Source organism: Citrobacter sp. Cf088 (assembly GCF_030334295.1).
Taxonomy (GTDB): domain Bacteria; phylum Pseudomonadota; class Gammaproteobacteria; order Enterobacterales; family Enterobacteriaceae; genus Citrobacter; species Citrobacter freundii.
Genome location: NZ_JAOWEE010000053.1, coordinates 40,741 through 60,212, shown reverse-complemented (window position 1 = coordinate 60,212; position 19,472 = coordinate 40,741). Strand labels below are relative to the sequence as shown.

Genomic DNA, 19,472 nt, shown 5'->3' with positions numbered 1-19,472 from the left:
TCAATGTCTCAAATTGAAGGCTCTGCCGTGCTCGATATCCGTGATCTGGTCTCTGCAACTCTGAAGACTGAAACGGACATCCCCTCTGTCGTTGTTCCAGACGGTTTCGAAGTCAAATCCCTCGAAAGTCTGCAACTGGCTCCGTCGCGTATTCGTCAGAGCGCTAACCTGATTTCTCCGGGTTCTCTGATCGCTTACATCCAGCGATTCCGTGATGAACGTACTGTAGTTTTTGCGGATAAAACCAAAACACGCATTGTCGCCGTGCTGGATTTCCACCAGAACGCAGACAATCCGAGCTGGGCTGCACACAAAGCTGTTTATGACTGCCCGTTCTCCGACGAATGGAAATCATGGACTGCCAACGATGGCAGCAAAATGGACCAGATCAACTTCGCTGAATTCCTGGAAAACAATATTCAGAATGTTGCGCCGGTTAGTGATTCATACCAGGGCCCGTCCGGTACTGAACTACTCGAAATGGTTCTGGCATTCCAGGAGACTCGCAAATCTGAGTTTAAGTCTGTTAAACGCCTTTCTGATGGTACCTGCCAGTTCCAGTTCAGCGATGAAAAATCAGGTTCTGGTAATACCAAAATGCCGGAAAAAATCAGCCTGGCAATTTCACCATTCCACAACGGCTCTCCTTACCAGGTCGATGCACGTATCCGCTACCGTCTGCGTGATGGTCAACTGGTCCTCTGGTATGAGCTGATCGAACCGAAGAAAGTTTGTTGAGCACGCATTCCAGGAAATCGTCACCGATATGGAAAGTCAACTCGGCGAAGACCTCCCTATCTACGAAGGCTCTGTTTAATCCCACCGTGTGTTGTTTTATGCGCCTGCCCTGCGGGCGCATAGCAAAGCACTCTCCCACTACATGAAGGAGTAACCATGCCCAGTTTAGGCCAGCTCTATAATGATAAAGACGCCGGGTTAACTACCCGCAAAACCTACAATGTTCCGCTGGATAAAATTTACGCCGAAGAAGGCTACAATGTTCGTGAACTTAATCGGGCGCATGTTGAAGAATTCCGCGATGCGTTTATTGCCGGTGAATACATCCCGCCGCTGGCCGTGGAAGTTACCGAGCGTGGTGTGAAGGTTATCGATGGCCATCACCGTTATCATGGTGCGTTGGCAGCTATCGAAATGGGCCACGACATTGTGCGCCTGGAATGCAAAGATTTCGTAGGTAGTGAAGCCGACAAGATCGCATTCATGGTAACCAGTTCGCAAGGATTGGCGCTTACTCCGCTTGAACGTGGCGCGGCATATCATCGCCTTCAGAATCAGGGCTGGAGTCCTTCAGAAATAGCGGCAAAAGTTAAACGTTCTGAGTCTGATATTCTGCAACACCTTCAACTTCACGAATGTACCCCGTATATCAAAAAGCTCGTGCGTGATGGTTCTATGAATTATGCCATCGCGATCGGTATCTCCCGCGAGCATGGTGTGTACGCAGACCGAGAAGCCTCCCGGCTGATGAAGAAAGCAGAAGCCGCAGGTAAGAAAAAAATCACTAAAAGCATTGCCAGTCCTCAGTTTAATGCAGGAAAAGCCAGGAAGTTCCTGGAGCTTATTTCTTCATGTGCAAAGGACTCTGGCGAAGCGCTGACCATTGAAGTGCCACCAGCAATGCAGGCTGAAATAACCTCAATTCTTCGCGAATTTCGTCACGAGGCTGATGGGGTGACCTCATGAAAAAAATTCCTGAACTGGTGATGTGGACCCTGCTCTTTTCTTCTCTGTCCGGAATCGGTTTAACCGCAGGGTTCTATTGCTTCATCGCCACGGCACGACTGATAGCGAGGGTGATTTCATGAATATCGAATACCAGGATAAGGGCGCGGCGGCAAACATCATCATCACCAGCACAGTTTTTGAGTTTCGTCGTCATGTTCGCGTCGTTGATACGGTGCTGATGTGTACGCAGGGTGTTATTGCCGAGCGTTGCGGATTCTTCCTGATGAAGACTGTGATCTCAGGTCGCTCTAAAGAAATGCTTCGAGCCAATAAGACGGCGAGGCGGGAGGCGGCGCGATGACGGTTTTTGAATACATCCAGGCTCATCCAAACACCACCAGCGGTGACATCGCCAGAGGGCTGAACAAGAAGACACCCGCTGTATCAGGCGCAATATCCCAGCTTTATACCACTGGTCGCGTTGTGAAATCAGGGATGTGCAACGGTGTCCCTACTTACCGCGTTAACGATCTCCCTTATGGGTGTGGTAACGCAATGCTAATTCAATTCAATCAACTACTGATGGAGTGTCGCCGTGAAGCAGTCTGATTTACCAAGATGCCCTACGTGCGGAAATATGCCCGAGTACTCGCTGAAACCCAATCATCTTGGCTGGGTTTGGGGTGGTATCAGATGCCCGTATGACCATTACAGCGTGAAGCTCAACGGACCGGCCAGTAGCCGGGCAAAGGCAGAAGAAACTCTGGCTCCGCAGTGGATTGAATTAGTCGCCCAACTTCGCAAAGGAGCCGCGCTATGAGCAATCAGCTTTTTATCAAATGCCTCAAAGACACTGAGGGCTACTGGACTGAGGGAGAAATGTATCCTGCCAGTGTTGTTAGTGGTGGGTTCGTTCTGGTAGGCGATGACGATGCGCCTAACGGCGAAGGCTGGAGTGCAGCGCCGATGGAATATCGGGAAGACGGTTCGATCGTTTATCAGATTGGTGGCATTGAGGGTGAGGTTTTATTCGAAGAGGCCGCCCAATGACAGCACTTAACAAACAGGAGTGCGCAGCATGACAGTGCATACAATTAAGCAATGCCGTCCTGACCAGAAAGAAACCGAGTATTTCTGGAAGTTGTTTCATGCGGCACAACGCAATGACGCTCGCTGGCACGGTAGTGAAAGCAGCATTATCGCTGATGAACTATCCCGAACGGATTTAGACCGTAACCAAAAACTGTTTCTTCTCCGCGCCTGGCAAGTGCTTGTAGACGACAAAGGTGGATTCGGGCGCTTTATGGGTGCCTTTGATACTTACGTCTACAACATGCAGGACCCGGATGATGACTGCGTAGCGTGGAAGCCTGAACTTAGCAAACTGCTGTGTGACGGGCAATTGTTGGACGTGGTTATCGATGCTTATCAGTCTGCTCGGCAGCGCATAGCAGAACTGGAGGCGCGGACGGTTGCAGTAAAGCAATTCGATGACTTCCAGATTGTCCACTATGGCGGTTCTGAGGATTACGCGAAAGGTTATATCGACTGCCAAAACAACTACAACAAAGCTCTGACCGCCGCTGGCATTGGCGTGAAGGGGGAATGAGATGGATAAATTAATCAAACCTACCACCAAAGGTAAACATGACGGCTCATGTGATTATCTTTGCTCGGACGATGCGCGATTTATTGTTATGCGCGGCGATTATACGGAAGCGGAAATAATTCAGGCTTCGGTGTCACAAGATGTAATCGACCCGGATGGTGCGGCTGATTTTGCAAGTAGCGCCCGCTATTACCAGTGCTGGTACAAAGTTAGCCCAATTGGTGGTCAGGATGGGTATTCGGGCTGGCATCATCCTCGTGACACGCCGTGTCGCGGTGCATATTTCGCATCAGTTTTGCAATGGGATTAAGGAGACTAACCCATGACGAAATCACCGATGAAACTCATGCTGCGGGCATGGAATAAAGAGCTTAAAAATCCAGAATGGGGCATGGGCAATCGTAAACACCGCAAAGCCTGCGCTCGTGATTTTGCAGGAGCCAGCATAGAAACCGATGCTGATATTCCTAACCAAGCCGAAGCAGATGACCGCCTGGCGGAAGAACTTACTTACTGGACGGACTAACCCATGACAACTAACCACCCGGCGCACGGTCATGTATCACTCGATCGCCTGCACCAGATACGCGAAACACTCAGCAAAGCAGCAGCACAAAGCGACGGCGGTAATCTCGGCTACGCAATGGCTGATGCTGTGAAGGTGATTGACGGGGTTCTGGAGTCGATAGTCCGTGAACAAGTACGCCGTGAACATGCAGCATGGTCACTGGCTACTTTCGGCGATGTCGGTCCAGTTGGTCCGCTGAAGCACCTTTCCAAAGAAGCGCTCGAGGCCGCTGCTGAACCTGGCGACCTTAGCGAATGGGCTGACATGCAATTCCTGTTATGGGATGCGCAACGTCGTGCCGGTATCAGTGATGAGCAGATTACCCTAGCGATGGTAGAGAAGTTGGCGGTTAACAAACAGCGCGAATGGCCTGAGCCGAAAGATGGTGAGCCGCGTTTGCACATTAAATCTGATCATCAGCCAGAGACAGAACGAAAAAAGTAGAGCGCTGCGATACCTGTACTGAAGGCGCTCGCGGCGGATGTGGAACATGTATTTTTAACGGTAATTTTTGATGAGGTGCTCATGACTACTACCGATTTTATGGAAGAACAGGAAGTATTTAACCTGCTTGGAAAAAAGAAAACCGCGGTATGGCGTTTACGTAAAGACCATGGTTTCCCTATGCCTGTTTTGACATATCCAACACGCTACAGTCGTAAGGCCGTAACGCGTTGGTTAGAAGATGGGGGAATTAATAAATCTAGCTAAGTTAGTACAGTTCACATCAACTATGTATTAGTTTGATCTTCAAGCATTTTTTGCAACTCTGGGTTGTCGTTCGCTTGAGTTGCTCTGTGTGAATTGTACTCTTCAAGAGTTTCATTACGTTCTTTTAATTTTTGAGTGTAGGTATTGCTTATAATATCGTGGCGATCTTGTAACACCTGTTCAAGTTGCTTACAGAAATCGGCAATCTTCTCTTTAGAGATAATGTCTTTATACTTTTCAATATTTTTTCTAAGGAGTTTTTCTTTTCTTTTATTAATACTTAATAATTGTCTATTTACACTGCCTAGTGACCATTTGAACCCAAGCGTTTTAATCCAATGAGACAAAAACATTGCCAAGCATGGGAGTGCAAGTAATATCCATGACTTAAGCGATGATAAATCTGAATCTATAAACGATAAATGACCATCCCAAGATGCTACAACTAAGGTAACAGCCCCAGTCAAGCCACTAGCAACAGCATTCGAAATAAGAGGTACTTTTTCGTAACTTTCAGGTGTTGATTTTTCAGTCACCTGCACCTCCTTTGACTGCTTTTCCGTCACGGATTGCAGCCATAGCTACTTCATAGAACTCATCATCAGTTGAAACATCAACAAACTGTTCATGGCTAACACCCTCATCATCAACGTATTCTAACAACAACCTATGCTGTGGAGTGCACATGTAGCGTATACGATCAAAGAGAATCTTGAAGGCCCAGTATAGCACGGGGAGGACGCTGAAAAAGGCCAGCCAGAAAGCAAAAGCTGTCATGATCCCCCCCTAATTTAACTTGGTTATAAAAGTTCGTTCACTCTATCAACTATGTAGGTTTTGTCCAGAGAATTCAAGTTTTCCCGAACAAGCAGGTCAACGTAGTAAACATCGCTAAAAATCCTTGATTCTCGGCCTGTACGAACCCGTTGCAAGAAGTCTTCATCTTCTATTGTAACTGTTACAGTTTCGTCTTCATAATTCGCGCGCCATCCGGTATTTTTGTCCTTGTGAATAGTAAGGAAGGTAATTGGTACATCGTCGAATTTTTGTTCAGAATATGACTGTTCCACAGGAACTCTGCGATATCTAAACGGCTCAGCTTCTTTTTCGTTAACTACCACAAAGTCCTTACCTTGAGAGTTAGAAATTTTGAATGTTTCATACCCCTCTTTTTGTAATGGGTTGTGTATTATTTTAGATAACGCCTTCCGTATACTAGGTGATGACAGTAATGGCCTAAAGTACGACGGAGCGACAATCTCTTGCCCATCTTCAAGAATAATTTTGCAATCGCCATCTGCTGTTAAAGCTATTTTTTGAATTTGCCGCCCACTAATAGAACGGATTATTTCAATTAAAGTACTTCCAGCTGCGACTACGCCAGTTCCTCCTATTCCTATGATGCTTAAAATATCTAAATATTGTGTTGGGTTTTGTATTACATCAATTAAATATTCAAATGACCCTTCGCGAAATGGCTCAACATCAACATTGAGGTTCTCACTGGTACCATTGACAATTAAGTTGACCTCTTTAAGTAAATTATTTAATCCGTTAAGAGATTCAGTTAAAACATCAAGGTCTATCTTATGATTCTTTAGAGCTTCACCATCATATTTAACTACCAACTTATCAACTACTTCGCCTTCATCCGTTACATTTCTTTTATTTTTCATAATAACAATTCCTATTTAAGAAATAAATATGACTTCTGTTGACTCTAAACATTTTCGTTCTAAAAATATACACTAACATACAGCTAAAAAATTAACATATTTGCTTAATATGCCAGAAGATTTTGTCTGCATACAACTCATATGCCTCTTTCTGCTCCACCAGCCAATCGTGTTTGTTATAAACCGCCATCACCCCTCCCAGTTCATGCCCCAGCATCTTTTCGGTGACATGGGGCATAACCCCTTCTCCTGACAAATTGGTTACCAACGACCGCCTGAAGTCGTGCGTTCGCCATTCTGGTATATCAATTTTATCCCTTAACTTTTTCATGTAGAGATTTGCTGACGAACGATCTATGGCCTTGTCCAGTTCCTGCCCGGGGAAGAGAACATCGTTACCTGAATTAAGCAGCCTTTCCACGAATGGATTTACTTGGTCGAAAACAGGCCTGCGAATCACATTTCCCATCTTGGAGTGCTCTGATGGAGTTGTCCAAATCAAATCATCCATATTGAACTCGCTGGCGGTAGCAAGGCGAAGTTCCGACAACCTTGCCCCCCAAAGCAACAGAAGCTGATGAAGTACCTTGTTAGAGGTAACGATCTTGTTGTTTTCCAGCGCTAACCATATTTTTGCCAACTCGGTATAGGTGAGAACCCGGCTACCAACATCAGGTTTCTTTCCTATGTTCTTAACACTGAGCTTCAAGACTTCGCATGAAGCGATCAACTGTCGGCTTATACACCAGTTCATTACAGATCGGAGCTGGAGAAGCAGCACTCTGGCCTTTTTTCCGTTTTTCTTTTCCTGCTTGTCGAAGAACCTTACCCAGGCTGAAACAGGAATATTTACAACCGGTGCATCCGGGAATTCTGTGTACATGGTGTTGTACACAACAGACTTGTACAACGTTTGCGTATTTGGTTTCAGCGTTTCAACATACTTGCTCCACCACTGATCCAGACACTCTTTAAGTGTTAGCTCACCATCTTCTTTAGCAAAATAATTTTTAGGGTTTAGTCCCTTGAGGTACAATTCGCGCATCTCACCCACGATGACACGAGCATCTTTCAGAGGCATTGCCGGATAGCGCCCTATAGTAAGGCGCACTGGCTTACCGTTCCAACGGTAGCGATGTTGAAACGTAATCGTTCCTGTCGGGGTTATGCGTACACTTAGACCGTCACCATCTGTCACTTCGGGTGCGCCGTTGTAGGGCTTAGCATTGATGCTGCGAAGTTTGGTATCACTGAGGGCCACGGCTCTGTATCCTGTACACACTGAATTTCAGCATTCTGTACTCAATCTGTACGCAATGGCAAGTGAACGAAGTGATTTTCTAAGCGGAAGAATGAGAAAGGATAGGAAATAAAAGGAATGAAATGCTTGATGATACGGGGAATGATAGGATAACATGCGACTCAAGCTGAATGCTTGAAAATCAGTTAGATATATGTCCCCTTAGTTAAATGGATATAACGAGCCCCTCCTAAGGGCTAGTTGCAGGTTCGATTCCTGCAGGGGACACCATTAAGTCATTTCACATCACTTCAGCTCACTTCAAAAAACCAGCAACACCAAGCCTCTCAGCAAACTTAAGCTTTAAATAGCTCTCATATCTCTTCATGACATTACAGCATCATGATGGTATAAGTGATGGTACTCACCAGTTCGATATCCAGATACCATCAATTACCTCTCAAGGGGTGCCACTTATGGCTATAAACGAGCTTTCACCCAAACAGATCGAGAATGCCAAACCACAGAATACCGATTACAAGTTATCCGATGGTGGCAGCTTGTACCTATTGATCAAAAAGACAGGAGGTAAATACTGGCGTATGAATTATCGCTTTGCTGGGAAGCAGGCGACATTAGCGTTAGGTGTTTATCCAGATGTGCCGCTTGCAACAGCTCGTAAACGCCGAGATGAAGCCAGGCAAGTGCTGGCCGATGGCAAAGATCCACGCGAGCTAAAAAAAGCTGAAAGCAATGAGGCAACTTCACCGTCATTTGAAACTATCGCTCGCGAGTGGCATCGTGGATCTATGGGCCATCCAGAGTGGAAAGAGATCACCCGTAATAAAATTTTGAGGGAAATGGAAAACCACATATTTCCTCTAATCGGTAGCAAACCCATCGACAGCTTAAAAACACGGGATCTATTGCCTTTGCTTATCAGCATGAACGAACAAGGCATCGGTGCTACGACGGGGAGAGTTAAGACAACGATGAGTAGCGTTTTCCGCTATGCGGTCCAACGTGGAGTTGTCGAGTACAATCCAGCCCATGATCTGAAAGGCGCTTTAACGAGTCCCAAAATTAAACACCGCCCTGCCCTTGCCCTGGATCGTCTACCTGAATTGATAGCTAAAACTGAAACGTATACCGGCAGACCACTCACCAGACTCGCAGTGTTACTTTCACTTCATACATTTGTCCGTTCGAGCGAACTTCGTCACGCTCGCTGGGACGAGATAAATTTTGAAACTGCAATGTGGACAATCCCTGGCCAGCGAGAAGAAATTGCAGGTGTAAAATTCTCTGAACGTGGGGCTAAAATGGGCAGTGCGCATTTTGTGCCGCTATCATCGCAGGCGATGGACGTATTGAAGTCGATCAAATTCATTAGCGGTGAATACACGCTGATTTTTCCTGGTGATAGCAATCCTTATAAACCTATGAGCGAGAATACGGTTAACAAAGCGCTCCGTACTATGGGCTATGATACTCAGGCTGACGTTTGTCTACATGGTTTCCGGGCAATGGCCTGTTCAGCTTTAACCGAATCAGGATTATGGTCAAGGGATGCAGTAGAACGACAAATGAGCCATCAGGAACGTAACGAAGTACGGGCGGCTTATATTCATCTGGCGCAGCACATGCAGGAACGCCGCCGAATGATGCAATGGTGGTCAGACTATCTTGAAGCAAACTCTGATAAACATGTTGCACCATACGACATGAAGAAATTGCGGGTAGTTGGTAGCTAATGAATAAAACTGGGGCTAGCCCGGCCAGGCGAAAAGCAATGACACCTGCTGCCCACCTCAGTGTTGATCAGGTGAACGTATAGGTGACGTGATGACTAAAAAAGTACCTGTTCCTCTAAAGAATCATGAAGAAGCCAGCATTTGGGAGATAAATAATCTACCGGCACTAGAATATTGTGATCTTCACCGTGCAGCCAAATTACTCGATTGCAAAGTGGATGACTTACTTCATTGGGCTGAAATTGGGGCTATCGAATTATGCTTAAAATTCAATGGATTTAGAGCATCAATAAAATCTTTTGAACTCAATACTAAGTATCGAAATAATCCTAATAGCTGGATTAAAGAAAAGATTGATTCTGGCATTTTAAACAAATACATAATAAATAATTACAAGCAACTTAGTTTATTACAATTAATCCCTGATCCAATAAAAATTGGCAATGATGGTAATATTGAGCAGGAATACTGCATTGAAAGTTCATTTCCTTCCCCAATATGTCATATTTTTGGTTTATGGGGTCTGATATCAAACCCACATGATAATTTATTTTCAGTATTACAATCATCAAAAAAAGCACAAGTTACTGCATTAAACTTACAGTTAAAAGCAGCAGATGAAGAATTAACAGCAGACTCAATCCGAGTACAACCTGTTTGGTCTGAACTGTATGATAACTTTACTGAATTAGGTAATCCTATTGGACCAGCACCTATTATTTTTATAATTACTCCTTCGGATTTATTTATCACCAGAAAGCATATTGAGCAAATTGGCCGCTATCGTGGGAAATTAATTCCTAGCTACATAAATGGCGGAGTGTATCGTCCAGAGTCGGAAGACTCCATCAAAGAACATGGGAATGTCGAAGCCTCTGCAGCGAAGAGAGAGGCGGTCTATCAAGCGGCGATTTACTGGTTAAAACATGATCCATCGGCTTGCAAAGGTAAGCGTGGCGACTTGACTATTGAGGCTTGGGCAGAAAAAATCATCTCTGAAAAAAACAATCCTAAAGCTAAGATTGAGCTTGGAATAGATAAGGTAAAACAATGTCTTAGAATAGCCATTTCAGGGAAAAACTAATGTGGTGATAATTTATTCCACAATAAAAACAAAATGCTGCCACTGATACACGCGCATTAATCTTGCCATCATCTACCTGTCGATTACACAAGCTACATAACATGACAGGTAGGAACCTATGATTACACAACCATATCCTCACTCCGGACACGCTCGCCCACGAGCTACTGCTGACTTTTTAAAAGTCAGTACCGTCACCCTTTGGCGTTGGGAAACAAGCAAGCCTGATTTTCCAAAATCTATTCGCCTCTCTGAACGTGTCACTGTCTACGATGCAGCAGAGATCCGTTCCTGGCTGGAAGCTAAGAAACACAACTAACCCCCCGGAGTAAAACCATGAAATTAAAAAATTCTGGCTTAACTGCCAGCGACCAAACTCACGCTAAAAATAGTGATGCCCTAATTATCAAACACAACAAAGGAGCATCCGATGCGTAATATCGACCTTATCCACGAAGTGACTCGTATCGCTGCTGGGCAATGGCCTTTCGTACTGGCAGGCCTCAATATCGATGTCCCTGATTCACCGCGTAAGCACACCTCATGCCCTGCTTGCGGTGGCAAAGATCGCTTTCGATTCGACGATAACGGACGTGGTTCGCATATTTGCGGTCAGTGTGGCGCAGGAGATGGTTTAGACCTGATCCAGAAAGTAAACAACTGCGACACCACACTGGCCGCACGCCTTGCGGCTGATGTACTGGGTATTGATTACCAGGCAACGGAAACAGACCCGACGACAGCCAGCCTGAGACGGAAGCGGCTGGGAGCCGAACAGCAGCAGCGCAAACAGGAATGCCAGAAACAAGCCGTAGAGGACGCAAAACAGCGCCGAGATATGTTTGTCCGTCTGTATACCGGAATACACCAGCAAGCTGTGCAGGGTGAATCTGATTATCTGCGATCAAAAGGACTGGGTGGGTTCACTTTCCCCATACTGACCGATGGTTCAATCCTCCTGCCGCTGGTGGATGAATCTGGGGCTGTTGTGGCAGCACAGACCATCACTCCACAAGGAGAAAAACGCCTTGTGTCGGGGTCGGCAAAGCGTGGGGCATATCACATCGTAAACACACCAGAGCAATCGCAGGAAGTGATTATTGCCGAAGGGCTAGCAACAGCCCTTTCTGTCCATCTGATGCGCCCTGACGCATTGACGGTGTGCGCTATTGACGCCGGGAATCTATTACCCGTGGCAGAAGCCATGCGCCGGAGCCACCCAATACTGCAAATTATCATCGCCGCCGATAACGACTATCACGACGACAGCCAGCCGAACATCGGGAAGATAGCCGCTGAGAAAGCAGCTCTGTCCGTGGCGGGCTGGATTGCTTTACCTCCGACGGAGGAAAAGACCGACTGGAACGACTACCACCAGCAAAAAAAACTGAAAGCCGCTACCGCAGCATTTACCGATTCGATGTATCAATCACTGGAGGAAGACGTGACAGCTGAACTCAAACCTATTGAAGGCAATAACCCGCGCCGTAAAACTGACAGCGGCGATATTTCGCAGATGGCGGTCAGCCAGAAGGCAAAACTTCTCGCCGGACGTTGGGAAATACTGGCCGTCAATCCTAACAGCGGGACTGTTTATTGCTACATGGCAGGGATATGGGAAAAGCTAGCAGATAGTGAGCTTGAGCGCGTCATGGTGTCAATTTTTGAAGAACACAAAGCCCATTACACTGAAAAGGGGATTAAATCCGTCGTAGCGACAATGAAACTACAGCTTGCAGTTATTGGTGATCAGCGCGGTGATTTGATTGGGTTCGAGAATGGTGTTTATGACCTGATTCGACAGACATTCCGCAATCACGGTCCGGAAAACTGGTTAATGAATCACAACGGGATCATCTATACCCCACCGGTGCCCAGTGAGAATCTCACGACTCACGCACCGAACTTTAGTCGCTGGCTGACCCATGCTACCGCAAACGACAGCCAGAAAGCTGATCGGATAAAAGCGGCGTTGTTTATGGTACTGGCGAAACGGCACGACTGGCAGCTATTCATTGAGATTACGGGGGAAGGTGGCAGCGGAAAATCAGTATTCAGCAGCATCGCTACTGCTCTGGCGGGCGAACACAACACCGCTAGCGGAAGCATGAGCACGTTAGATCTCGCCCGAGGGCGTGCGCAGTTTGTCGGAAAAAGTCTGATTATTATGCCAGACCAGACACGCTACGTGGGTGAAGGAGCCGGGATTAAGGCCATTACAGGTGGTGACCCGGTAGAGATTGACGGTAAATATGAGAAGCAGTTTACAGCCGTTTTAAATGCCGTAGTACTGGCAACCAATAACGAACCTATGACCTTCACAGAGCGTAACGGAGGCATTGCCCGCAGGCGCGTTATATTCCCATTCAACCACACGGTGTCAGATGCCGATAAAGACCCGGACTTAACCGCGAAGATCCGCCGTGAAATCCCTATCATTATTCGTCACCTGCTAAAAGCATTTACTGACCAGAACAGTGCAAAGAGATTACTCATCGAGCAGCGTGATTCACTGGAGGCACTGGATGTGAAGCGTGGTACTGATCCGGTAATCGATATGTGTGCTGCACTGTATTTCATGAATGAGCCTAAAGGGTTGATGATGGGTGGCGGCACATGGACAGGCCAGCCAGAACCTCGTAAATATCTGTATCACCTTTATCTGGCTTTTATTGAATATCACGGGCTGGGCAAGCCGCTTTCTGTTAATAAATTCTCACGCGCTATCAAATCAGCCGCCAGAGAATATCGAGCCACCTACCAGACGCGAAGTATTAATGGCAGAGCACAAACCAACGTGGGATTTACAGGACTGGCAGAGGAATTTATCCCCCGCGCTTTTGGTGTATCTCCACCTCATGAAAATGAGTGAGAATTTTACGACAGGACTTATCCCTACCACTCTACCAAAATGAAGATTAAGCCAGCAATCACAAGGTTTTAGGCATGGTAGATATATCTATATTTATCCCTACTTATCCTCATATACCCCTACTAAGTAATTTACTCCGTGTGGTAGGCTTTCGGCATTTGGTAGGGTTATGTAGGGTCATGAAAATATTAGCCTACAAGTCTGAAACTAGCGTTATTACTGGGTTTGTTCAGTTTGGTAGGGCAAGTAGGGATATACATGCTGCAAAAAAATTCACAGGAGGTGTAAACATCCTGATTCAGCTACAGATAAGTACCACAACTGGCAGACGCCGCGCAGGTGAGTTACGGGTATCGATGCCCTCAATACGCGAACGCTCAGCAAAATTTTATAGACTAAGCCCCATCAACCCCCACGCATCTTTCCAATTAGCAATGCGTTTTGCTGAAATAGCATGATGAGTCGACTCATCATTTTGCGCACGGTGCCCACCGTGTTTCTCCAGATAACCCATAAATGCCGTATAAATATCATTCCTGATCCACGATAGCGGCGTGACATAGAAAGTATTCGGTTCTCGACCAAGATCTATAAATACCCAAAACTCATTATCATTTTTATCAAGGGTACACTGGGCAGCATAGTTTGTTGAGGTTTGCCAGGTCCCTGACGTTTTCGCTCTGGTGGTAACTTTATACGTTTTACCGTTTGGGGCATCAAATGTGATGGATGACCTGTTGCCCTCTTTCTGGACGATGGCATTACTGGCACCAAGGCTCGTGAGTTTCTGCAATACCATTAACTGCCCTAATTCTGCTGTAGTCATATTTCCCCCTGAGCTGTTTAAAACAAATTAAGCGATCACATCAAATTTGAAGCGATGAAATAATCCCGTGAAAAATAGCAAAACAACGCCCAATGATTACTAAAAAAAGCATCATAAGGAACGTGGAGAAATCGACCAAACAGTTTGCAGCCAAGTTAACCGCTGTTGCAATTGTGGGATGAACTCATTGAGCCAAAACAGGGAAGCAACATAACCCGAAGATCCGCCACCACGACTGAATCGCTCGACGTAAAAGTCGTTGCCGCCCACCCGATTGATTAACGACTTCCCCGTCAGTGACTGAAATGCTGCCGAAATAATATTCGCTAACTCATCTTTATCTTCCGGGATACAAACCTGACATAAGGCTTGTCGCATCTCCAGCCACAAGAACAAACTCCCTCTCAATCCCCATTGCGTCGGAGCAGGTTCAAACAAGTCTGATACAACGGCCCACTCACGTTCCGGAAAGCTAATCTTTTTTGCCGCTGCTTGATGTACCAGCGGGAAAAATTTCAGTCTGAAAAACTCAGCTTCTACCGTAAATGTAAAACCTTCAGCTACTTCAAAGTGAATGGTATCAGCCGTTGATATCGCTTTCCCCATCAACGCAAAAAAGAGGTGATTTAGCCTGGTATCCAGTTCGTTAAGGTCATCAGGACATTGCTCAACACCGCAAGCCGCAATCATTTTATCGACCAAAATTTGGTTGCCATCATAATCAGTGAACAATTGCCGCTCAGTGGAAACCACTTTTCTGAAAATTTGTGCGATGGTCAATTTTTGCGGGAACAGAAGAAATTGCAGATCAGACCGTTTATGCCTTTCAACGACGATATCATAAGCAGTGTGCCGCTTAGCATTTGTTGTCGCACTTCGGTCAGCGCCAAGAGTTAACAGTTCTCCAATAACCGACAAATTAGCCCCATGCCATGCAGCCTGATGCAGCGGGGTATAACCTTTAGGTTCACTGGGGTGATTTACCAGATCAGGATAATCACGAAGAATAGGTAAAAGCGTATTCCATTCGCCCTGGAAGGCGAGTTTCAATACTTTATCGCTAACAGACATCATTCCAGCCTCTCTTATTCTGCCCGTTCAGTGTCCCAGCGTAAAAAAATACGCTTTAGCTTATCGACTGTGTGCCGCCATTTTGGTGTGGTCGGTTTGCATACCGTATTCTGATTGCCAAAGAAGCCAATCTCATTAACCGCTTCTTGTTCGCTGCGGGTTTCCAGCCACTTCACAGGGACAAAATACTCTGATTTGTCAGGGTCATCAGCATTTTGGCGGTACAGTTCGCCATGTTTAAGCATATCCATAGCCAGCTCTTCGCCGTCATCAGTGTTGATGGTGAAGCTACTGGCAGGCTCAACGGCACTCTGCACTATGCCGACACCGACATAACCCTTGGCCGGGATTTTTGCCCAAATTCGGTCACCCGGCTGAAGCTGTTTTAAGGTCTGGCTGTACCAGCTTCCGCCACCAGCACTGATAAACCCGTAGCGACGAGCCTCTTCCCAGTTGCGGCTCTGCGGGTCACCAAACGAAACATAGTACTCACCGTTCCAGGGTTCTTTTGCGTTGGCATTTATGGCAGTGGCCTGTGCGGCATTAGTTTGCGTTTCGCTTGGGTCGAGAAGCCAGGCGCGACTTAAGAACTGCTCATCACCGTGTTGGAAAACTTTGAAGAACAGAACGTTAATCGAGATGCCGTTCTTACTGAGGTAATCGACGATGCGTTCGGTGGACGGGTCCAGTTCCGCTGCAACAATGATAATTTGATGCGACTGGTTGATGGACTCTTCTTCCAGTTCAGTATTGAAGCGTTGTTTGAACGCCTCACCCAAATTGCCACCACCGGAGAATTTCTCATAAATCTGCGACAGACGATCGGCGGTTAAGTCATCCACCCAGGAGGCGTAATCCAGCGCCTGCGCGACCACTTCACGCGGTGTGCGATCACGCTTCAGCTCAATCAGGATCAGCGAGGCATCCGGCGCGATAGCCAGCAGATCGATACGCCCTTTATCGAGCGTATTTTCCTGATGGCCGATAATCATCCACTGGTCAGAAAGAATGGTGGGATCGTTTAAGATCATCTTCTCCAACAGTTGCTCGCTGGCGAGTTTGCTGATGGTTAGCGGCTGAGGATTCTCCCCCACCCGCCAGATAGCATGACGAACCGGCATTGTCTGTCCTTAGCTCAAGGCATCGTCAGTGAGGGCGTCCGCCAGGTGAAGTTTGGTTTGTTGGGCGGATTGCAGGCGGGACTTGAGGTGTTCACATAGTAAATCCAATGCATTTATTTTATCAATAATGCGAAATTGCTCACTCATTGGAGGCAAAGGAAATATCAGTTTTTTAAGTAAGCCTAAATTCAGAACATGCATTGTTGAGCCATGACTCTCGTGGAACAATTCATCTTGAATTAATTTACTTGCTAAAACAGCTTGAATGTAGTTCCTACAAACATCTTTAAATAAGCTTATTTTTACCAATCGAGGATTAATTATTCCCTCTTGGCATTTATTTGATAAGACGAGTACTTTCCCTATAGTACCTACCAAGCTAATAAGCATATCTCCAGGCTGGACCTTGCATGAAATGAGTGACTCATATTTTTCTCGGTCAACATAATAGTCCCCAAGATTTTCATCACCAGAAATAACCTGCTCTTGACCATAGATCTTATAACCCGTTGGAACATACATTGATTTTTTCAATGCTGAGCCAAAAGGACCTGCCTTAAGTGCATTTGCTTCATTTTTAGCAATATGATCAAACTGACACCACACCCACCCCACCGGTAACTCAAACGGCTTTTCTTCATCACTCACTTTCGGCAACGGTTTTTGTTTTTTAATTTTGCCTTCTTTCACCAGTTGCGCTTTTTCCTGCTCAATACGTTTAAGCAGTTCAGAGGCGGGTTCATCATTCGGGTCTTGCGGCACCAGTTTACCCATTACCGCCAGTTGCAGAATGGTTTGCTTAAGCGCGTCGATACTCGCTTCGGTGGTAAATAGCGTGTCGAAATGCTGGCTGATTCGCGCCCAATTTTCGGCGAGTTCTTCGGCATTTTGGCTAGCGGTCAGCGTTGCCAGTAGCGTTTCAACAAGCTGAGAATGCGTATCCAGACTGGTCAGAGATTGCTGTTCCAGTTGATCGCAAAGGGACATAAGATCATTGACCTTTACAACAATTCTCAACTGCTCATTACTTGATGGTACTGGTATTAAAAATGGCTCTATATCACTTTTTGATACAGCTGAAAATGTTGTACCTGTTGCTAATTGTTCAAGCCTAGATTGAAGTGCGCGGAAAACAAATAATAAATAATAATGGGAAAATTCATTGAGGCAACGTATTGCAGCTAATCCACGCCCGATACAGCATTGATATGGAGATAAATTTGTCGGACCTACAGGAGCCCTAACAGATAATAATATGTCATTTTTCTCTGATAATTTCGTAGGCAACGTACACCAATATCGAGCCGTAGGGAAAACATCTCCAAAATCAGCTTTCCCTTGGAAGAAAGGTAAGCCAACTTTTGATTGATTGTAATGTGATGATGAAGGACTTTGCCCCATTTCCAAATAACAAGCCTCAGCTAACCGCACCCACTCCCACCCACTCGGCAATTCGAAAGGCTTCTCCTCTTCGCTAATCTCCGGCAGCGACTTCTGCTTTTTAATCTTCCCCTGCTTAACAAGTTCAGCTTTTTCAGCAGCAATACGCTTTAACAACTCAGACGCCGGTTCATCATTCGGATCTTGCGGTACCAGTTTGCCGCGCACTGCCAGTTCTAAGATCAGCTCGCGCAGTTTCTTAATGCCGTACAAGTCGATTTTACCATTGCTGCCACGCCCGGCGGTTGAGCGGGTTTTCAGAGCGGAAGTCCAGGTATCGATATGTTGGGTGATCAGTTGTTCAACAGCCATCAGTTTGCCCCTTTGCCTGCCAGTGCCGCGCCGAGAATATCGCGCAGTTGGTTGCGCAGTTCGCTGATTTCCGCCTGTTGCGTCTGATACTGCGCCAACAGTTCGTCCGGGTCGTGGCTGATGGTTTCGCCCTGGTACGGGTTTTTGATGTCGAGGTTAAAGTTCCGGGCGATGATGTCGTCGATGCTGACTTTCCACGCCTGGTTGTTCTCTTCGCGGCTGGCAAAGCCGTCGGCTTCACTGCCCCACCAGTCGATCTCGGTCTGGAACTCTTCAAACTTCATCGGTTTGGTTTTGCTGTAGTTCTTTACGCCATCCGGGTACGGATGCTCATAGAACCAGATGTCTTTGGTTGGCTGGCCTTTGGTGAAGAACAGAATATTGGTTTTGATGCCGGTGTACGGGTTAAACACACCGTTTGGCAGACGCACGATGGTGTGCAGGTTGCACTCTTCAGTCAGCAGTTTTTTGATTTTGGTTTTCACGCCTTCGCCAAATAGCGTGCCGTCTGGCAATACCACTGCCGCACGGCCTTTATCGGCCAGCACTTCAATAATCATTTGCAGGAACAGGTCGGCGGTTTCGCGGGTCTGCATTTCTGCCGGGAAGTTTTTCTCGATGCCGTCTTCTTCGGTGCCGCCAAACGGTGGGTTGGTAACAATCACATCAAGCTGCTCATCCCAGGAAGAAAGCGGTTTGTTAAGCGTGTTGTCGTGGCGGATTTGTACTGGTACTTCAATGCCATGCAGCAGCATGTTAGTAGTACACAGCAGGTGTGGGAGCTGTTTTTTCTCGACGCCGAAAATCTGTTTTTGCAGCGTTTTATGGTCTTCTGTGGTTTTAACGTAGTGCTCTTTCACATGGTCGAATGAACACGCCAGGAAACCGCCCGTACCGCAGGCCGGGTCCATAATCGACTCGCCCAGTTTCGGGTCAATGCGGTTGACCATAAAGCGCGTCACCGCACGCGGGGTATAGAACTCGCCCGCATTGCCCGCATTTTGCAAGTCACGCAGGATTTGTTCGTAGATGTCACCAAACAGATGGCGCTCAGAGCTGCTGCTAAAGTCGATTTCGTTAAGTTTGTTGATCACCTGGCGCAGCAGCGTGCCATTTTTCATGTAGTTATAGGCATCGCTAAACGCTTGTTTCACCACAAAACCGCGTGGGTTTTTATCGATTGGCGCAATCATGCTTTTCAGGGTTGGGAAGAGATCGTCGTTAACGAACTCCAGCAGTTCGTCGCCGGTCATCCCTTCGCTGTTTGCCGCCCAGGTGCGCCATAGGTAGCGTTTAGGGATCGGCAACTGGTAATCATCCTGCTCCAGTTCCAGCTCCTCTTCCTGAGTGTCAAAAATTTTCAGGAACAGCAGCCAGGAGAGCTGGCCTAAGCGTTGGGCATCGCCGTCCACGCCTGCGTCTTTGCGCATGATGTCCTGGAGGGATTTTATGACTGAGCTGATCGACATGTTTTCTTTCCGTTTTTATTAAAAAATCCCCTC

The 19,472-nt window shown here is 46.6% G+C and carries 24 protein-coding genes, 1 tRNA gene and 1 pseudogene; 17 read left to right on the top strand and 9 right to left on the bottom strand.

Features of this window, described 5'->3' with window-relative positions; translation table 11 throughout:
• Positions 1-3: 3 nt before the first annotated feature.
• From OGV71_RS13085 to OGV71_RS13030, 12 genes and pseudogenes are all read left to right on the top strand, one after another.
• A complete protein-coding gene (locus OGV71_RS13085) occupies positions 4-738 on the top strand; it encodes a YfdQ family protein (protein WP_286533464.1) in 735 nt (244 codons plus the stop codon).
• A 156-nt stretch (positions 739-894) separates the two neighbouring features.
• Entirely contained in the window at positions 895-1,704 is an 810-nt protein-coding gene (locus tag OGV71_RS13080) for a ParB/RepB/Spo0J family partition protein (protein WP_096846329.1), read from the top strand.
• Complete coding sequence (locus tag OGV71_RS13075; RefSeq protein ID WP_046401721.1) at positions 1,701-1,826, top strand: hypothetical protein; 126 nt, start codon at positions 1,701-1,703, stop codon at positions 1,824-1,826. Before OGV71_RS13080 ends, OGV71_RS13075 begins: the two co-directional genes overlap by 4 nt.
• Positions 1,823-2,047: a hypothetical protein gene (locus OGV71_RS13070; RefSeq protein ID WP_088731857.1), complete on the top strand. Its 225-nt coding sequence runs from the start codon at positions 1,823-1,825 to the stop codon at positions 2,045-2,047. The genes OGV71_RS13075 and OGV71_RS13070 overlap by 4 nt, the downstream gene beginning before the upstream one ends.
• Positions 2,044-2,295 (top strand): hypothetical protein, encoded by a 252-nt coding sequence (locus tag OGV71_RS13065; protein WP_116328953.1) that lies wholly within the window; start codon positions 2,044-2,046, stop codon positions 2,293-2,295. Before OGV71_RS13070 ends, OGV71_RS13065 begins: the two co-directional genes overlap by 4 nt.
• 28 nt (positions 2,296-2,323) lie before the next feature.
• Positions 2,324-2,506 carry a hypothetical protein gene (locus OGV71_RS13060; protein ID WP_239006183.1) on the top strand — a complete coding sequence of 61 codons (183 nt, stop codon included), beginning with the start codon at positions 2,324-2,326 and terminating at the stop codon, positions 2,504-2,506.
• The gene (locus OGV71_RS13055; RefSeq protein WP_070810430.1) at positions 2,503-2,736 is read left to right on the top strand and encodes a hypothetical protein; all 234 of its coding nucleotides are present in this window, start codon (positions 2,503-2,505) and stop codon (positions 2,734-2,736) included. Before OGV71_RS13060 ends, OGV71_RS13055 begins: the two co-directional genes overlap by 4 nt.
• Positions 2,737-2,764: 28 nt before the next feature.
• On the top strand, positions 2,765-3,295 hold the full coding sequence (locus OGV71_RS13050; RefSeq protein WP_086550267.1) for a hypothetical protein: 531 nt from the start codon (positions 2,765-2,767) through the stop codon (positions 3,293-3,295).
• A gap of 1 nt (position 3,296) precedes the next feature.
• On the top strand, positions 3,297-3,605 hold the full coding sequence (locus OGV71_RS13045) for a hypothetical protein (protein WP_053263736.1): 309 nt from the start codon (positions 3,297-3,299) through the stop codon (positions 3,603-3,605).
• Positions 3,606-3,617: 12 nt separating this feature from the next.
• On the top strand, positions 3,618-3,821 hold the full coding sequence (locus OGV71_RS13040; RefSeq protein ID WP_286533457.1) for a hypothetical protein: 204 nt from the start codon (positions 3,618-3,620) through the stop codon (positions 3,819-3,821).
• Positions 3,822-3,824: 3 nt separating this feature from the next.
• Positions 3,825-4,378 (top strand): annotated as a pseudogene (locus tag OGV71_RS13035) (DUF550 domain-containing protein).
• A 10-nt stretch (positions 4,379-4,388) separates the two neighbouring features.
• Complete coding sequence (locus tag OGV71_RS13030; protein ID WP_061353926.1) at positions 4,389-4,574, top strand: hypothetical protein; 186 nt, start codon at positions 4,389-4,391, stop codon at positions 4,572-4,574.
• Positions 4,575-4,594: 20 nt separating this feature from the next.
• Here the strand turns inward: OGV71_RS13030 and OGV71_RS13025 are convergent, their stop codons facing one another.
• The 4 genes from OGV71_RS13025 to OGV71_RS13010 all read right to left on the bottom strand — a co-directional run bounded on the left by OGV71_RS13025 (position 4,595) and on the right by OGV71_RS13010 (position 7,511).
• A complete protein-coding gene (locus OGV71_RS13025) occupies positions 4,595-5,110 on the bottom strand; it encodes a hypothetical protein (RefSeq protein ID WP_249508509.1) in 516 nt (171 codons plus the stop codon).
• Entirely contained in the window at positions 5,103-5,351 is a 249-nt protein-coding gene (locus tag OGV71_RS13020; protein ID WP_061353891.1) for a hypothetical protein, read from the bottom strand. Before OGV71_RS13020 ends, OGV71_RS13025 begins: the two co-directional genes overlap by 8 nt.
• A 23-nt stretch (positions 5,352-5,374) precedes the next feature.
• On the bottom strand, positions 5,375-6,250 hold the full coding sequence (locus OGV71_RS13015) for an LAPAL motif-containing putative phage structural protein (protein ID WP_181500216.1): 876 nt from the start codon (positions 6,248-6,250) through the stop codon (positions 5,375-5,377).
• 91 nt (positions 6,251-6,341) lie between these two features.
• The gene (locus OGV71_RS13010) at positions 6,342-7,511 is read right to left on the bottom strand and encodes a tyrosine-type recombinase/integrase (RefSeq protein WP_286533451.1); all 1,170 of its coding nucleotides are present in this window, start codon (positions 7,509-7,511) and stop codon (positions 6,342-6,344) included.
• 195 nt (positions 7,512-7,706) lie between these two features.
• Here OGV71_RS13010 and OGV71_RS13005 point away from each other — a divergent pair.
• From OGV71_RS13005 to OGV71_RS12985, 5 genes are all read left to right on the top strand, one after another.
• A tRNA-Arg gene (locus OGV71_RS13005) sits at positions 7,707-7,781 on the top strand.
• Positions 7,782-7,966: 185 nt separating this feature from the next.
• Complete coding sequence (locus OGV71_RS13000) at positions 7,967-9,244, top strand: tyrosine-type recombinase/integrase (protein WP_286533449.1); 1,278 nt, start codon at positions 7,967-7,969, stop codon at positions 9,242-9,244.
• Positions 9,245-9,335: 91 nt separating this feature from the next.
• A complete protein-coding gene (locus OGV71_RS12995) occupies positions 9,336-10,328 on the top strand; it encodes a hypothetical protein (RefSeq protein ID WP_286533447.1) in 993 nt (330 codons plus the stop codon).
• Between the two features lie 118 nt (positions 10,329-10,446).
• Complete coding sequence (locus OGV71_RS12990; RefSeq protein ID WP_120132159.1) at positions 10,447-10,647, top strand: helix-turn-helix transcriptional regulator; 201 nt, start codon at positions 10,447-10,449, stop codon at positions 10,645-10,647.
• 111 nt (positions 10,648-10,758) lie between these two features.
• Entirely contained in the window at positions 10,759-13,200 is a 2,442-nt protein-coding gene (locus tag OGV71_RS12985) for a phage/plasmid primase, P4 family (protein ID WP_286533441.1), read from the top strand.
• Between the two features lie 388 nt (positions 13,201-13,588).
• Here the strand turns inward: OGV71_RS12985 and OGV71_RS12980 are convergent, their stop codons facing one another.
• The 5 genes from OGV71_RS12980 to OGV71_RS12960 all read right to left on the bottom strand — a co-directional run bounded on the left by OGV71_RS12980 (position 13,589) and on the right by OGV71_RS12960 (position 19,439).
• Entirely contained in the window at positions 13,589-14,026 is a 438-nt protein-coding gene (locus OGV71_RS12980; RefSeq protein WP_286533439.1) for a hypothetical protein, read from the bottom strand.
• Positions 14,027-14,137: 111 nt separating this feature from the next.
• Positions 14,138-15,100, bottom strand: a complete 963-nt coding sequence (locus OGV71_RS12975) for an ankyrin repeat domain-containing protein (protein WP_286533437.1) — start codon at positions 15,098-15,100, stop codon at positions 14,138-14,140.
• 11 nt (positions 15,101-15,111) lie between these two features.
• The gene (locus OGV71_RS12970; RefSeq protein WP_286533435.1) at positions 15,112-16,218 is read right to left on the bottom strand and encodes a DUF8606 domain-containing protein; all 1,107 of its coding nucleotides are present in this window, start codon (positions 16,216-16,218) and stop codon (positions 15,112-15,114) included.
• Between the two features lie 9 nt (positions 16,219-16,227).
• On the bottom strand, positions 16,228-17,970 hold the full coding sequence (locus OGV71_RS12965) for a restriction endonuclease subunit S (protein ID WP_286533433.1): 1,743 nt from the start codon (positions 17,968-17,970) through the stop codon (positions 16,228-16,230).
• Positions 17,970-19,439, bottom strand: a complete 1,470-nt coding sequence (locus OGV71_RS12960) for an N-6 DNA methylase (RefSeq protein WP_286533431.1) — start codon at positions 19,437-19,439, stop codon at positions 17,970-17,972. The genes OGV71_RS12965 and OGV71_RS12960 overlap by 1 nt, the downstream gene beginning before the upstream one ends.
• Positions 19,440-19,472 lie beyond the last annotated feature (33 nt).